We start from the raw sequence: 15,553 nt of genomic DNA, 5'->3' as shown, positions 1-15,553 counted from the left end.
TGTGCAGTACCTGTGGGAGCTGGCTTGCCGGCGATAGGGCCAGCACAGAAGGAACAAAAAAGGGGGCCAATAACTGGCCCCCTTTTTCACATCAGCTCAGCTTAGAAAGCAAAGCACGAACAACCCAACGCCCCCCAGAAGCCCTGGAAGTCATTCACCGGCACACTCGAATGCCGTGCCTTCTCATGGCTGTGCGCATGCACCCCGCAAGGCCCGACACACTGGTGCGCCACCGCTGCCAGCGACGGCGTGCCCACGCGCCAGTGGCCCGGCACCTTGGTCACCGGCGACCACTCCGGCAGCACCGGCACCTGGGGCGGGCCGAGCTTGTCGAATTCCGCCGCGCCATACACCACCTTGCCGTCGACCACGGTCAGCACCGACTCGATGCCCTTGATCGCCTCTTCATCGACACTGAAGAAGTCCAGCGACAGCGCCGCCAGGTCGGCCAGCTGGCCCACCTTGATCTGGCCTTTCTTGCCCTGCTCGCTGGAGAACCAGGCGCTGCCCTGGGTGAACAGCTGCAGCGCGGTGTCACGGCTGAGGCCTTCCGGGTACAGCTCCATGCCACCGACGGTCTTGCCGCTGACCAGCCAGTACAGCGAGGTCCACGGGTTGTAGCTGGACACGCGAGTGGCGTCGGTACCGGCGCCCACCGGCACGCCCATGTCGAGCATGCGCTTGATCGGCGGGGTCTGCTCGGCAGCCTTGGCGCCGTAGCGGTCGACGAAATACTCACCCTGGAAGGCCATGCGATCCTGGATGGCGATACCGCCGCCCAGCGCACGCACACGCTCGATGTTCTGCGGGGTGATGGTTTCGGCGTGGTCGAAGAACCACGGCAGGCCATTGAACGGAATGTCCCGGTTGACCTTCTCGAACACGTCGAGCATGCGCGTGATCGATTCGTTGTAGGTGGCATGCAGGCGGAACGGCCAGCGCTGCTCGACCAGGTGGCGCACCACCGGCTCCAGTTCTTGTTCCATGGTTTGCGGCAGGTCCGGGCGCGGTTCGAGGAAGTCCTCGAAGTCGGCGGCGGAGAAAACCAGCATTTCGCCGGCGCCATTGTGGCGCAGGAAGTCGGTACCGCTGTGCAGCTTCACGCTGGACGTCCACTTGCGGAAGTCGTCCAGCTCTTCCTTGGGCTTCTGGGTGAACAGGTTGTAGGCAATGCGCACGGTCAGCTGGTTGTTGTCGGCCAGCTCCTGGATCACCTGATAGTCGTCCGGGTAGTTCTGGTAGCCACCACCGGCATCGATGGCGCTGGTCAGGCCCAGGCGGTTGAGCTCGCGCATGAACTGGCGGGTGGAGTTGACCTGGTATTCCAGCGGCAGCTTCGGCCCCTTGGCCAGGGTGGCGTAGAGGATCATCGCGTTGGGGCGGGCGATGAGCATGCCGGTCGGGTTGCCGAACTTGTCACGCTGGATCTCGCCGCCCGGCGGGTTGGGCGTGTCCTTGGTGTAGCCGACGGCCTTGAGCGCGGCGCGGTTGAGCAGTGCGCGGTCATACAGGTGCAGCAGGAATACCGGGGTGTCAGGTGCGGCCTGGTTGATTTCCTCCAGGGTGGGCATGCGCTTTTCGGCGAACTGGAACTCGTTCCAGCCACCGACCACGCGCACCCACTGCGGGGTTGGCGTGCGCGCAGCCTGGTCCTTGAGCATGCGCAGGGCATCGGCCACCGAAGGCACGCCTTCCCAGCGCAGTTCCAGGTTGTAGTTCAGGCCACCACGGATCAGGTGCAGGTGCGAGTCGTTCAGGCCGGGGATGACCGTGCGCTGCTTGAGGTCGATGATCTGCGTGGTGGCGCCCTTGTGGGCCATGGCTTCGGCGTCGTTGCCCACTGCGATGAAACGGCCATCCTTGATGGCGACAGCGGTCGCGGTGGGCTTTTCACGATCAACGGTGTGCAGTTTGCCGTTGAACAGAATCAGATCGGCGGTCATGGAACCTCCTTGGGTGGATGCGTGAGCGGAACCGGCGGAACCGGTAAAAGGCAATGCGGACCAGAGCGCGCCGGCGGCACCGAGCACGGTACTGGTGGCGAGGAACTGGCGACGGGTCTTGTCGTTGCGGTCCTGGGACATGGTGTTCTCCGTCTGGGTGCGGCAGCGGGCAGGCGCAACTGCGGAGCATGCCGGTTGGTGTGGGGGCAAGGCTTGGATGGATGTGCGGTGGGTGGTTGAAGGTTAGCCCTGTTCAGCATTTGTGCTGCCTGGGCTGGCCTCTTCGCGGGCACGCCCGCTCCCACAGGGGATACCACAGTCTTCAAGGCCGGTGGTGTCCCTGTGGGAGCGGGCGCGCCCGCGAATGCCCCAGCACAGTTACTTCTGAAGGAACGCCAGCAAGTCTTGGTTGAGTTGCTGTGCATGAGTCACCGCAAACCCGTGCGGCGCCCCCGCGTACACCTTCAGCTCAGCCCCGCGAATCAGCTCCGCCGCCTGCTTGCCGGTGCTCTCGAACGGTACGATCTGGTCGTCGTCACCGTGGATCACCAGGGTTGGCACATCGATCTTGGCCATATCCGGGCGGAAGTCGGTTTCGGAGAACGCGGTCACGCAATCCAGGGTGCCCTTGATCGATGCCATCAGCGCAATGTTCAGGGTCTGGGTCTGCACACCCTGGGACACCTGCTGCCCATGGTTGATGCCATAGAACGGCGCGGCGAAATCGGCGATGAACTGCGCCCGGTCGGCACGCAGGCCGGCGCGGATACCCCCGAACACCGACAGGTCGACACCTTCAGGGTTGTCGTCACGCTTGCCGAACACCGGCGTCACCGCGCCCAGCAGCACCAGCCCGGCCACCCGCTCGCTGCCGTGGCGGGCGATGTAGCGGCTGACGTCGCCGCCACCCATCGAGAAGCCCACCAAGGTCACGTCGCGCAGGTCGAGGTGTTCGATCAGCTGGGCGATATCATCGGCGAAGGTGTCGTAGTCGTAGCCGTTCCATGGCTGGCTCGAACGGCCGAAACCACGGCGGTCGAAGGCGATGGCGCGGTAGCCGCGGCTGGCCAGGAATTCCATCTGCGAATCCCACATGTCGGCATCCAGTGGCCAGCCGTGGCTGAACAGCACAGGTTTGCCGCTACCCCAGTCCTTGAAGTAGATCGAAGTGCCATCGCGGGTAACGAACGTGCTCATGTCGGTATCTCCTTGAAAATGTCGAGGTAAAGGCCTGGCTCAGCCACGCAGCCAGTTGGCGCAGCGGCGGGTTACCCAAGGCATGATGTAGAACACCACGGGCAGGATGACGAACAGGTTGACGATCAGGTTGCTGGTGATCGCGCCACCCAGCTGCGGGAAGCGTGCGAACAGCGGCGCCAGCAGTTGTGGAATGATCATGGTCATCGGGCAGATCACCAGGTAGGTCAGCAGCGCCTGCTTCCAGCGCGGCGGTTGCGCTGCGTTGGTGCTCGGCGGGGTGAACCAGAATTCCGGGTCGTCGTGCACCTGGGTGTGGTCACCGCCTTCGAGCAGCGGCAGTACTTCGCTGACCAGTGTCTGGCGCTCGGCCGAGTTGACCCAGGCTTGCAGCAGGCTGGCATCGGCGAAGCGCACCACGGTGGTGAAATGCAGCCCGCCGTCGTCAGGGCGGATGACGTTGACGTCCAGGTGCCCCGGCTGGCGGCGCGCAGTGCTGACCGTGCGCTTGAGCCATGCTTCATAGGCCTCCAGCGAAGCGGCGCGAACCTTGTGCTGGATGACCAGGGTCACGACGTTGCGGTTGTCTTGGGGTGCGGTGTTCATCGGCGTTCCTTGGGATGAGCTTGCCCGCATCCACTGTGCAACGGCGGACGGGCGCTGGATTGGACAGGTGTGCTGCCTTGGCGGGCACCGGCTGGCGGTGCCCGTGCATGTGGAGAAGATTAAAACCATGACATTTTTGGCGGTAGATAGCGGTTTTTGGATCTAGCGTTCTGTTTTGTGAACGATGGATTGGTGTTGGATTTGCCGGCCTCTTCGCGGGCTTGCCCGCTCCCACAGGGATCGCGTATCCATCAACTCATGCACAACTTCTGTGGGAGCGGGCAAGCCCGCGAAGAGGCCGGCACAGGCTGCCATTGCCTGCCCGGCCAACCTGCTCTATTACTACCCACAGCCCTCCCCTCACCCGAGACCACCATGCTGGCGTTCATCCAGTCATACCCGTTGTTGCTCGGCACCGCCCTGATCCTGCTCGACCTCGTGCTCTGGCAACTGATCCCTCTCCAGCACCGGGCCTGGCGCATCGGCGCGCGGCTGGTGCTGTTCCTGCTGTTCAGCTCGGTACTGGTGGCTGCCGGCATGAGCCCGATGCAACCACCACCCTGGCCCGATGATGTCTCGCGCAACCTGATCGCCACGGTACTGGCGATCGGCTGGTGGCTGTTCGGCGCACGCACGGTGACGGTGGTGTTCGGCCTGTTGCTGGTGGCCCGCGGCAGCCATGGCGGGCGTTTGCTGCAGGATGTGCTGGGGGCGCTGATCTTCCTGGCTGCCGTGGTCGCTGCCGCAGGCTATGTGTTGCAGTTGCCGGTCAAGGGCCTGCTGGCCACGTCGGGGGTAATGGCCATCGTCATCGGCCTGGCGCTGCAGAGCACACTGGCCGACGTGTTCAGTGGGATCATCCTGAACACCACACGGCCGTATCAGATTGGCGACTCGATCTCCATCGACAGCACCGAAGGCAAGGTGCTGGAAATCGACTGGCGTGCCACCCGCCTGCTCACCAGCACCGGAAGCCTGGCGGTAATCCCCAACTCGGTGGCGGCCAAGGCCCGGCTGCTCAACCACAGCCGCCCTGCCGATGTGCACGGGGTGTCGATCAGCGTGGTGGTGCCGGCCAAGGTGCGGCCCAAGCGGGTGTTCGATGCGCTGGAAAAGGCCTTGCAAGGCGTCAGTGCCATTCTTGCAACACCAGGACCAAAGGTGACGGTGAAAGCCTCGACGCTGGAATCAGTGGAGTACGAAGCCAGTGGCTTCGTGGCCGACGCGGGCGCCAAGGGCGACGCGCGCAACCAGCTGTTCGACCTGGCCCACCGGCACCTGGAGGCCAGCGGGGTGATGTGGAACACCGACCTGGCCATGCCACCACGCAGCCGCCAGCGCGAGGTGCTGGACGAGGTGCGGGTGTTCCGCTCGCTGAGCGCGGAAGAGCGCGATGCGTTGAGCCAGCGCATGACGGCGGTGGAATACCTGGCCGACCAGGTAATCCTGGGCGTGGGCGAGCATTCCGATCATTTGCTGGTGATTGGCAGCGGGGTGGTTTCGGCGTCGATCCGCGATGGCGACAAGCTTGTCGAGGCCGGGCGCATGGGGCCGGGCGAGGTGCTGGGGATCGAAGGAATCATCGACGAAGAGGACTCGCTGGCCGAGTTCCGCACGCTGACCGGTTGCGTGCTGTATCGGATCGACAAGGAACAGGTGAAGAGCTGCCTGGTGCAACGCGGCGATGTGCAGACGGCGTTGAGCAAGTTGCAACGGTTTCGGCGGCAGAGCCGGGAGTCGTTGTTGCTGCAGAAGCCGGTTTCGATCAAGAAGGGCGGCTTTCTCAGCTGGTTGCACAAGTAAGCCTGTGCCGGCCTCTTCGCGGGCGCGCCCGCTCCCACATGTCCACCACAGCACTCACTGTGGGAGCGGGCATGCCCGCGAAGAGGCCTGTATTTACAACACAACTCTCAAGCATTGCCCCGCGTGGTACAGCGAGAACCCGGACTCGTAGAACGCAGTCCGCAGCGAGGGCGCACTCACGCCCTTCATCGGCGAAAACGGAATCGGCAGGCTGCCCGCCTCCCCCTTCAGCAGGAACTCGGCAAACGCCCGGCCAATCACGGTCCCGGTGGTATTGCCCCGCCCGTTGTAGCCGGTCACCGCCACCAGCCCCGGCGCCGGTTCGAACAGGCGCATCAGGTGGTCTGGGGTGAAGTCGATGCAGCCGGTCCAGTGCATTTCCCACTCGACCTTGCCCAGCTCCGGGTAATAGTGGCTCTGGATGCGGTCGGCCCAGCTGCGCACGAACCAGGCCGGCTTGTTGTCGACCCGGCCCAGGCTGCCGAGCAGCAGGCGGCCCTGGTCGTCGCGACGGATGCTGCTGAGCACGGTGCGGGTGTCCCACGAGCCTTGGCCATGTGGCAGCACCTTGTCGGCTGCAGCACCCTGCAACGGCTTGGATGCCACCTGGTAGTAGTAGCCGCGGAAAAACTGCTTCTGCAGGTTGCTCCAGTCGCCTTCGGTGTAGGCGCCGGTGGAAATCACCACCTTGTCGGCGCGCACCGAACCACGTGCGGTCTTCACCCGCCAGGCATCGCCGTCACGCTCCAGGCCTTCGACCGAAGACTGCTGGAACAGCTTGCCACCCAGGCGTGCCACCGCTGCGGCCAGGCCCTGGGTGTAGCCCATGGGGTTGATGGTGCCGGCGCGGCGGTCGAGCAGCGCGGCGGAAATCTTGTCGGTGCCGCAGTATTCCTGGCATTGGGCGCCGGTCAGCAGCTCCACATCGGCACCCCGGCGGCGCCATTGTTCGTGGCGGGCCTCGAGGTCGGCGATACCGGTGGCGTTGTGCGCCATGTGCAGCGTGCCTTTGTGCTGGGCCTGGCAGTCGATGCCAAGGCGTTCGATCATGGCGAACACTTCGGCCGGGGCTTCGCCGAGCACCTTGTTCAGGCGGCTGCCCTGCTGCAGGCCAAGGGTGGCCTCGACATCGTCGGGGCGGATCCAGGTGCCGGCGTTGACCAGGCCGACGTTGCGCCCGGAGCCACCGTGACCGATCTTCCAGGCCTCCAGCAGGATCACCGACTTGCCCTGTTCGAGCAGGTGGATGGCCGCCGACAGGCCGGTAATGCCGCCACCGATCACGCAGACATCGGCCTTGTGCTCACCGGCCAGGGCCTGGGCGGCGACGGTCGGTTTGCTGACGAATTCCCACAAGCATTCTTGACGCAGTTCGGACATGGCCCGGCTCCAGCAATTTGTTCTTGTTTGGGGCCGCGTTAGGGCCCATTCGCGGGCAAGCCCGCTCCCACAGGAGGTACACAGGTTTCGAAATCTGTGGGGTACCTGTGGGAGCGGGCTTGCCCGCGAACCGGGGGCTGAGCCCCCGGCCATGCAGCATCAACCCATCAGTCGAACACGATACCCTGCGCCAACGGCAGTTCGCGCGAGTAGTTCACGGTGTTGGTCTGGCGACGCATGTAGCCTTTCCAGGCATCCGAACCGGACTCACGGCCACCGCCAGTCTCCTTCTCGCCACCGAACGCACCGCCGATCTCGGCGCCGCTGGTGCCGATGTTGACGTTGGCGATGCCGCAGTCGCTGCCCGAGGCGCTCTGGAAGCGTTCGGCCTCACGGATGTCGGTGGTGAAGATGCACGACGACAGGCCTTGTGGCACTTCGTTGTTCAGGCGCAGGGCCTCTTCGAAGTCGTCGTAGGCCAGCACGTACAGGATCGGGGCGAAGGTTTCGTGGCGCACCACGTCGCTCTGCGCCGGCATTTCGGCGATGGCAGGCGATACGTAGTAGGCGTTCGGGTACTGGTCGGCCAGCTGACGCTCACCACCAAATACCTGGCCACCTTCGTCGCGGGCCTTGGCCAGCGCGCCCTGCATGGCGTCGAACGACTGCTTGTCGATCAGCGGGCCCACCAGGTTGTCCTTGCGTGGGTCACCGATGCGCACCTTGCCGTAGGCGGCTTTGACGCGGGCAACCACTTCGTCCTTGATCGAACGGTGCACGATCAGGCGGCGCAGGGTGGTGCAACGCTGGCCGGCGGTGCCGACTGCGGAGAACAGGATGCCACGCACGGCCAGGTCGAGGTCGGCGCTCGGGGCCAGGATCATGGCGTTGTTGCCGCCCAGTTCGAGGATGCTGCGGCCGAAGCGGGCAGCCACACGTGGGCCGACTTCGCGCCCCATGCGGGTGCTGCCGGTGGCGCTGACCAGCGGTACGCGCGGGTCGTCGACCATGGCTTCGCCGGCTTCACGGCCGCCGATCACCAGTTGTGCCAGGCCAGCCGGGGCATCACCGAAGGCTTTCAGGGCTTTTTCGAACAGCGCCTGACAGGCCAGGGCGGTCAGCGGGGTCTTCTCGGACGGTTTCCATACCACCGAGTTACCGGCGACCAGGGCCAGGGCGGTGTTCCAGGCCCAGACTGCGACCGGGAAGTTGAAGGCGCTGATCACGCCGACCACGCCCAGCGGGTGCCAGGTTTCACGCATGTGGTGGCCAGGGCGCTCGGAAGCGATGGTCAGGCCGTACAGCTGGCGCGACAGGCCAACGGCGAAGTCGCAGATGTCGATCATTTCCTGCACTTCGCCCAGGCCTTCCTGGGTGATCTTGCCGGCTTCGATCGAAACCAGCTCGCCGAGGTCGGCCTTGTGCTCACGCAGCACTTCGCCGAACAGGCGCACCAGCTCGCCACGGCGCGGGGCCGGCACGCTGCGCCAGGCTTCGAAGGCGCTCTGGGCCTGATCGATGCGGGCGATGGTCTCGGCCTTGCCGAGCAGTTTCACCGAGGCGATCTGGCTGCCGTCGATCGGCGTGTGAACAGGGTAGTCGCCCTGGGTGTAAGCCTCGGCAGCAACGCCAAGGCGCTCGAGCAGTCCAGCAACCATTTGTGCATCTCCTACATCGGGTGATGGGGTGGAAAAATGATGTGGATCAGTATTAATCCGATCACACCGGTGCAACAAACGACCTTTATTCCGCATATCATTCCGTCAGGTAATGATTTGAGCCGCAGAGACCGCTATGTCCAAACGCCTGGTGCCCTCCATGACCGCCCTGCAGTGCTTCGAAGCTGCAGCCCGCCATTTGAGCTTTACCCGTGCCGCCGAAGAGCTGCACCTGACCCAGAGCGCGGTCAGCAAGCAGGTGGCGCAGCTTGAAGACATGCTGCGCCACCACCTGTTCCTGCGTATCCGTCGCCGCCTGCAGCTGACGCCGGCGGGCAGCCTGTACCTGGCCGAGGTCAACAAGATCCTCACCCAGGTGGATATGTCCAGCCGCTACGTGCTCACCTACGGCGAGCAGACCGAGATATTGAAGGTAGCCACTCAGCCGAGTTTTGGCGTGCGCTGGTTGATCCCGCACCTAAAGGGCTTTGGCAAGCGCCACAGCAACATCCACCTGGACATCCGCAACGAGATGGAACCGTTCGCCCTGCTGCAGGGCTCGGCGGACGTGGTGTTCTTCTATGGCCAGGGCACCTGGCCGGGGGCCACCTGCGTGGAGCTGTTCGGTGAGGAGGTGGTGCCGGTGTGCGCGCCGGAGTTGCTGGCCGGGCGAGAACTGAACGATGCCGGGGAGCTGGCCGAACTGGTGCTGCTGCAGAGCACGTCGCGGCCAGAAGCCTGGCACGAGTGGTTCCTGGAATTGGGTTTGCAGAGCGTCAGCGCCTACCACGGGCCGCGCTTCGATACCTTCTACATGGCCTTGAGCGCGGCGCAGGCCGGGTGCGGGGTGGCGTTGGTGCCGCGCTACCTGGCGGCGAAGGAGCTGGCCGAGGGGAGTTTGGTGGTGCCGTGGAACCATGCGATGCGCAGTGCCGGGGCGCATTACCTGGCGTATGCCGAGCATGCGGCGGAGGTGCCCAAGGTAAGGGCATTGGTGGAATGGATTCGTGAGCAGTTATCGGCTTGAGGGCCTCTTCGCGGGCACGCCCGCTCCCACAAGGTACTTCATAAGGTTCAGACTGCGCACCCTGTGGGAGCGGGCGTGCCCGCGAAAGGGCCCTTGAGGTCGATCAAAAAAGGAATGACACACTCACTTTTTTTCGCTTGTGAGCAAAGTGCATTCCCAGCTTTCATGTAAGCGTCCGAACCCAACCAGGAAGCTAGCGATGCCCGCCCACGATTTCGTCAGCCCCGACAGCATCCGCGCGCAGTTCTCTGCCGCCATGTCGCTCATGTACAAACAGGAAGTGCCCCTGTACGGCACGCTGCTGGAGCTGGTGAGCGAAATCAACCAGCAGGTCATGGCCCAGCAACCCGAGGTTGCCGAGGCCCTGCGCTGGACCGGCGAAATCGAGCGCCTGGATCAGGAGCGCCACGGCGCCATCCGTGTCGGCACCGCCGCAGAGCTGGCCACCATCGCCCGACTGTTCGCGGTCATGGGCATGCAGCCGGTCGGCTACTACGACCTCAGTTCCGCTGGCGTGCCGGTGCATTCCACCGCCTTCCGCGCGGTGCACGAGCAGTCGCTGCACGTCAGCCCGTTCCGCGTGTTCACCTCGCTGCTGCGCCTGGAACTGATCGACAACCCGCAACTGCGCGAGCTGGCAGAGAGCATCCTGGCCAAGCGCCAGATCTTCACCACCCGCGCCCTCGAACTGATCGCCCAATGCGAGCGCGATGGTGGCCTGAACGCCGCCGATGCCGAAGCGTTCGTGCAGGAAGCGCTGCACACCTTCCGCTGGCACCATGACGCCACCGTCACTGCCGAGCAGTACCAGCAGTTGCACGACCAGCACCGCCTGATCGCCGATGTGGTGGCCTTCAAGGGCCCGCACATCAACCACCTGACCCCGCGCACCCTGGACATCGATGCAATCCAGCTTGGCATGCCGGCCAAGGGCATCCCGCCAAAGGCCGTGGTCGAAGGCCCGCCCACCCGCCGCCACCCGATCCTGTTGCGCCAGACCAGCTTCAAGGCCCTGCAGGAAAAGGTCGCGTTCAGCGATCAGCAGGGCAGCGAAGGCAGCCATACCGCGCGCTTCGGCGAAATCGAGCAACGCGGCGCGGCGCTGACGCCGAAAGGTCGCCAGCTGTACGACAAGCTGCTCGATGCCACCCGCGCCGCCCTGGGTGGCGCCCCGGCCGAGGCCAATGCCGAACGCTACATGGCGTTGCTGAAGGACACCTTTACCGAGTTCCCGGATGACCTGGCACAGATGCGTGAACAAGGGCTGGCCTACTTCCGCTACTTCGCCACCGAGAAAGGCCTGGCTGCGCGCGACCAGGACGGCCGCCCGACCACACTGGAAGGGCTGATCGAGGCTGGCCATGTGCACTTCGAGGCGTTGGTGTACGAGGACTTCCTGCCGGTGAGCGCGGCGGGGATCTTCCAGTCCAACCTGGGTGACGATGCGCAGGCCGAGTACGGCAGCAACGCCAACCGCGACGCGTTCGAAGCGGCGCTGGGGCTGCAGGTGCAGGATGAGCTGGCGCTGTATGCGCAGAGCGAGCGTCGGTCGCTGCAGGCGTGTGCACAGGCGTTGAACCTGGGCTCGATGTAAGGCATCGCGGCCTCTTCGCGGGCTCGCCCGCTCCCACAAGTACAGCGCAGGCTTCAAGGCATGCGATAACCCTGTGGGAGCGGGCAAGCCCGCGAAGAGGCCGGTACAGGCGATCAAAGGGCCGGCAGGATCTGCACATCCGGCAAATCCATCGCCGCCACCTCCTCTTCCAGAAACGCGCTCAAACGCCGCAACCGCTCGCCCCCTGGCCGAGTGCGCGGCCACACCAGGTAATAATCCATCCCGCTGGGCACCGCCGTCGGCCAAGGCAGGCTCAAGCGCCCCTGCGCGACATCCTCGGCCACCATCAGCAAATCACCCATGGAAATGCCATAGCCACGCGCCGCGGCAATCATGCCCAGCTCCAGGGTGTCGAACACCTGCCCGCCCTTGAGCGAAACCTTGTCACTCAGCCCCATGCGCTCCAACCATTCCCGCCAGTCGCGCTTGTCCACCGTGGGGTGCAGCAGCTCGATGCAGGCCAGCCGACGCTCGTCCCAAGGTTCTTCGTCGAGCAGGTCTGGCGCACCCACGGGGATCAGCAGCTCCGGGAACAACCTGCGCACTTCCCATTCCGGCGGGAACACCCCGTCGCTGAGCAACACCGCGCAATCGAACGGTTCCTGGTTGAAGTCCACATGGTCGACATCCATCCAGGCGCTGGTCAGCTGCACTTCGTTGCCAGGCTGCAAGTGGCGAAAGCGGCTAAGGCGCGCCAGCAACCAGCGCATGGTCAGGGTCGAGGGGGCCTTCATGCGCAGGATGTCATCCTCACCGCGCAAGGTATCGCAAGCCCGTTCCAGCGCGGCAAAGCCTTCACGCACACCGGGCAGCAACACCCGCGCCGCTTCGGTCAGTTGCAGGCTGCGGCCGCTGCGCACGAACAGGCGACAGGCAAAATGCTCCTCCAGCGTGCGGATATGCCGGCTGACCGCGCTCTGGGTAATCGACAGCTCTTCGCCGGCACGGGTGAAGGAGCTTAGCCGCGCGGCGGCTTCGAATGCGCGCAGGGCATACAGCGGGGGGAGCTGACGGGACATGAGGCACCTGCCATACGGGGCTGTGATATGAATCACCGGGAAGCATATATACATGAGTCAGACTCATGCCAATGATCGCTTTTATCCTTTTGTACAAAGTTGACCAAAGCCTCAGAATCGCCCTTCGTTGATCACCCCAGGAAAAGGACTGCCCCCATGCATGTCGCGCCCACCACAGAACTCAAGGCTTTGCTGCGCCTGGCCGGGCCGCTGATCGCCTCGCAGTTGGCGCACATGCTGATGGTGCTGACCGATACCCTGATGATGGCCCGCATCAGCCCTCAAGCCCTGGCTGGCGGCGGCCTGGGCGCGGCGAGCTACTCGTTCGTGTCGATCTTCTGCCTTGGCGTGATCGCTGCGGTCGGTACCCTGGTGGCCATTCGCAAGGGCGCCAACGACATCGAGGGCGCCACCCGCCTGGCGCAAGGTGGCCTGTGGCTGGCCTGGGGCCTGGCGCTGTTCGCTGCGCTGGTGCTGTGGAACCTTGAGCCGGTACTGCTGCTGTTCGGGCAAAAGCCCGAGAACGTTGCCTCGGCCGCCGAATTCCTCACCCTGCTGCCACTGGCCCTGCCCGGCTACCTGACCTTCATGGCCTTGCGCGGCTTCACCAGCGCGCTGGGCCGGTCGACCCCGGTGATGGTCATCAGCCTGGTCGGCACGGTACTCAACTACCTGTTCAACCTGGCGCTGATCGAAGGCATGTTCGGCCTGCCCAAGCTGGGCCTGATGGGCATCGGCCTGGTCACCGCGGTGGTGTCGATGGGCATGGCCATTGCCTTGGCGCTGTATATCCGCTGGCACCGGGCCTATGCCGCCTACCCACTGCGCAAGGGCCTGTCGCGCCCTTCGCTGCCGGCCCTGCGCGAGCTGTGGCGGCTGGGCCTGCCGATTGGCGGCACCTACATGGTGGAAGTCGGCCTGTTCGCCTTCGCCGCGCTGTGCATGGGCGTGCTGGGCAGTACAGAGCTGGCGGCGCACCAGATCGCCCTGCAGATCGTCTCCACGGCGTTCATGGTGCCGACCGGGTTGTCGTATGCGGTGACCATGCGCGTGGGGCTGTACTACGGCGCCGGCAACCTGCTGGCGGCGCGCAGTGCCGGGCGGGTGGGCATCGGCTTCGGGGCGATGATCATGTTTGCCTTCGCCGCGTTGTTCTGGCTGCTGCCCAATGCGCTGGTGGGGCTGTTCATCGACCGTGACGACCCGGCATTTGCGGCGATCTTCCAGCTGGCGGTGCAGTTGCTGATGGTGGCTGCGTGGTTCGAGCTGTTCGATGGCATGCAGACGATCGCGATGGGCTCGATCCGTGGGCTGAAGGATGCCAAGACCACCTTCCTGATCGGCCTGGTGTGCTACTGGCTGGTGGGGGCGCCGAGCGCCTGGCTGTTCACCTTTACCCTGGGCGGTGGCGCGGTCGGGGTGTGGTGGGGGCTGGCGTTGGGGCTGGCGTGTGCGGCGGTGGCACTGACCTTTGGCTTTGAGTGGCGGATGAAGCGGCTTTTGGGCAAGGCAGGAAGTAGTCGAGAGGCTACCGCCTCGGCCTGACTCAAGGGCCTATTCGCGGGCACGCCCGCTCCCACAGGTACAGACACGGACACTGTGGGAGCGGGCGTGCCCGCGAAAGGTCCCTAACGGGCAGCCTCCAACTGGCAGCCGGTCGCCTGCAGCAAGAACTCCATCAACTCCCCCACCGGCAGCGGCTTGCTGACCAGGAAGCCTTGAACCTGGTCACAGCCAAACCCGCGCAGCAACGCCATCTGTTCTTCGCTCTCCACCCCTTCGGCCACCACCTCCAGGTTGAGGTTGTGCGCCAGGTTGATCATGGCGTGCACCAGCTTGCGGTTCTCCTCGCGCATTTCCATTTCCGCGACAAAGCTGCGGTCCACCTTGAGCAAGGTGATCGGCAGGCTGTTGAGGTGCACGAACGAAGAGAACCCGGTACCGAAATCATCGAGCGAGAAGCGCACGCCCAGGCGCCCCAGGGCGTCCATGGTCTGGCGCACCAGTTCGTTGCGGCGCATCACCGCCGTTTCGGTCAGTTCGAACTCCAGCCAGCGGGCATCCACGCCATGTTCGAGAATCAGGCGGCTCAAGGTCGCCAGCAACTGGCTGTCCTGGAACTGGCGGAAGCTCAGGTTGACCGCCATGTGCAGCGGCTCCAGGCCGCGCTCGCACAGCGCCTGCATGTCGCGCAGGGCACGGGAAATCACCCAGTAGCCCAGCGGCACGATCAGGCCGCTCTGCTCGGCCAGCGGCACGAACTCGCTGGGCGGCAACAGGCCGCGCTCGGCATGCCGCCAGCGCACCAGCGCCTCGAGGCCGACGATGCGCCCGTCGGCCAGGTTCAACCGCGGCTGGTAATGCAGCTCCAGCTCGTCCCGGCGCAGGGCGCGGCGCAGTTCGCTTTCCAGGTCGGCAAGGCTGCGGGCGTTGCGGTTGATGCGTTCGTTGAACACATGGAAAGTGCAACCCTGGCTGCCCTTGGCCTGGCGCATGGCGATGTGCGCGTGCCACATCAGCGGGTCGGCACCACCCTGGGCGCGGGCATGGGCCAGGCCCAGGCTGCAGCCCAGCAGCAGGCTTTCGCCGTCGATCCAGTAGGGTTCGGCCAACGCCTCGACAATCCGCTCGGCAATCGATTCGGCACGATTGGGGTCGCGTCGGGTGTCGATCAGCAGGGCGAACTCGTCGCTGCCCAGGCGCGCCAGCTGGTCACCCGCCTCCAGTTGCTGTTTCAGGCGCGCCACCACCTGCAGGATCAGGCGGTCGCCACTCTGGTGGCCGAGGGCGTCGTTGACGTGGCGGAAGTTGTCCAGGTCCAGGTGGCCGAGGGCAAGGCCACGGCCGTCGTTCTCGGCCAGCCGCGCGGTCAGCAAGGCCTGGAAACCCTGGCGGTTGGCGATGCCGGTCAGCGGGTCCTGCTCGGCCAGGCGCTGCAAGGTGGCCACCAGCACGCCGCGCTCGCGCACATGGCGCAACGAGCGGCGCAATGTGTCGACATTGAGCTGGTCACGCACCAGCCAGTCGCTGACAGCGGTAGGCGCTACCTGGGGCTCGTGGTCGAGCAGCAGGATGGTCGGCAACTCGCAGCGCCCGGGCGCGGGCTGCAGGGCCGGGGTTGCCAGCACGATAGCCTGACGGTCCTGGTTGAACAGGCTGTCGACCGACTCCCAGTTCGGCGCCGTCAGCAGTACGGCGCTGCCACCCAGTGCGGGCGTGCACTCGCGTAGCAGCGCACCCCATTCCGGCTCATCGGCCAACAGCAGCAAACGCAATGGTTCGACAGGCGTGGACAAGCGGGCTCC

11 protein-coding genes are annotated in these 15,553 nt (G+C 65.0%); 4 read left to right on the top strand and 7 right to left on the bottom strand.

Annotation, left to right across the window (positions count from 1 at the left end; all coding sequences use genetic code 11):
- Positions 1 to 101: 101 nt before the first annotated feature.
- The 3 genes from ABIB24_RS10360 to ABIB24_RS10350 all read right to left on the bottom strand — a co-directional run bounded on the left by ABIB24_RS10360 (position 102) and on the right by ABIB24_RS10350 (position 3,746).
- Complete coding sequence (locus ABIB24_RS10360; protein WP_015272310.1) at positions 102 to 1,943, bottom strand: amidohydrolase; 1,842 nt, start codon at positions 1,941 to 1,943, stop codon at positions 102 to 104.
- 378 nt (positions 1,944 to 2,321) lie between these two features.
- Complete coding sequence (locus ABIB24_RS10355) at positions 2,322 to 3,140, bottom strand: alpha/beta fold hydrolase (protein ID WP_354316411.1); 819 nt, start codon at positions 3,138 to 3,140, stop codon at positions 2,322 to 2,324.
- A gap of 39 nt (positions 3,141 to 3,179) precedes the next feature.
- Positions 3,180 to 3,746 (bottom strand): antibiotic biosynthesis monooxygenase, encoded by a 567-nt coding sequence (locus tag ABIB24_RS10350; protein ID WP_354316410.1) that lies wholly within the window; start codon positions 3,744 to 3,746, stop codon positions 3,180 to 3,182.
- Positions 3,747 to 4,121: 375 nt separating this feature from the next.
- Here ABIB24_RS10350 and ABIB24_RS10345 point away from each other — a divergent pair, with 375 nt between their 5' ends.
- Positions 4,122 to 5,549 carry a mechanosensitive ion channel domain-containing protein gene (locus ABIB24_RS10345; protein ID WP_354316409.1) on the top strand — a complete coding sequence of 476 codons (1,428 nt, stop codon included), beginning with the start codon at positions 4,122 to 4,124 and terminating at the stop codon, positions 5,547 to 5,549.
- A 93-nt stretch (positions 5,550 to 5,642) separates the two neighbouring features.
- On the opposite strand, the gene amaA is transcribed toward ABIB24_RS10345, so the two are convergent.
- On the bottom strand, positions 5,643 to 6,929 hold the full coding sequence (gene amaA / locus ABIB24_RS10340; protein ID WP_013974769.1) for an L-pipecolate oxidase: 1,287 nt from the start codon (positions 6,927 to 6,929) through the stop codon (positions 5,643 to 5,645).
- Between the two features lie 167 nt (positions 6,930 to 7,096).
- Positions 7,097 to 8,587 (bottom strand): L-piperidine-6-carboxylate dehydrogenase, encoded by a 1,491-nt coding sequence (gene amaB, locus ABIB24_RS10335; RefSeq protein WP_003253547.1) that lies wholly within the window; start codon positions 8,585 to 8,587, stop codon positions 7,097 to 7,099.
- Between the two features lie 136 nt (positions 8,588 to 8,723).
- Here amaB and ABIB24_RS10330 point away from each other — a divergent pair, with 136 nt between their 5' ends.
- Both ABIB24_RS10330 and hglS read left to right on the top strand, forming a co-directional pair.
- On the top strand, positions 8,724 to 9,614 hold the full coding sequence (locus ABIB24_RS10330) for a LysR family transcriptional regulator (protein WP_137162658.1): 891 nt from the start codon (positions 8,724 to 8,726) through the stop codon (positions 9,612 to 9,614).
- A 199-nt stretch (positions 9,615 to 9,813) separates the two neighbouring features.
- Entirely contained in the window at positions 9,814 to 11,208 is a 1,395-nt protein-coding gene (gene hglS, locus ABIB24_RS10325; protein WP_354316407.1) for a 2-oxoadipate dioxygenase/decarboxylase HglS, read from the top strand.
- A gap of 113 nt (positions 11,209 to 11,321) precedes the next feature.
- Here the strand turns inward: hglS and ABIB24_RS10320 are convergent, their stop codons facing one another.
- Positions 11,322 to 12,248, bottom strand: coding sequence for a LysR substrate-binding domain-containing protein (locus tag ABIB24_RS10320; protein WP_013974772.1), 927 nt, complete (start codon positions 12,246 to 12,248; stop codon positions 11,322 to 11,324).
- Positions 12,249 to 12,404: 156 nt separating this feature from the next.
- Between ABIB24_RS10320 and ABIB24_RS10315 the strand changes: the two genes are divergently transcribed.
- Complete coding sequence (locus ABIB24_RS10315) at positions 12,405 to 13,793, top strand: NorM family multidrug efflux MATE transporter (RefSeq protein ID WP_354316406.1); 1,389 nt, start codon at positions 12,405 to 12,407, stop codon at positions 13,791 to 13,793.
- A gap of 83 nt (positions 13,794 to 13,876) precedes the next feature.
- On the opposite strand, the gene ABIB24_RS10310 is transcribed toward ABIB24_RS10315, so the two are convergent.
- Entirely contained in the window at positions 13,877 to 15,544 is a 1,668-nt protein-coding gene (locus ABIB24_RS10310; RefSeq protein WP_459757383.1) for a putative bifunctional diguanylate cyclase/phosphodiesterase, read from the bottom strand.
- Positions 15,545 to 15,553 lie beyond the last annotated feature (9 nt).

It is taken from the genome of Pseudomonas sp. UYEF17 (assembly GCF_040546125.1).
GTDB classification, from domain to species: Bacteria; Pseudomonadota; Gammaproteobacteria; order Pseudomonadales; family Pseudomonadaceae; genus Aquipseudomonas; species Aquipseudomonas putida_Z.
This window is presented reverse-complemented; position numbering and strand designations above follow the sequence as displayed.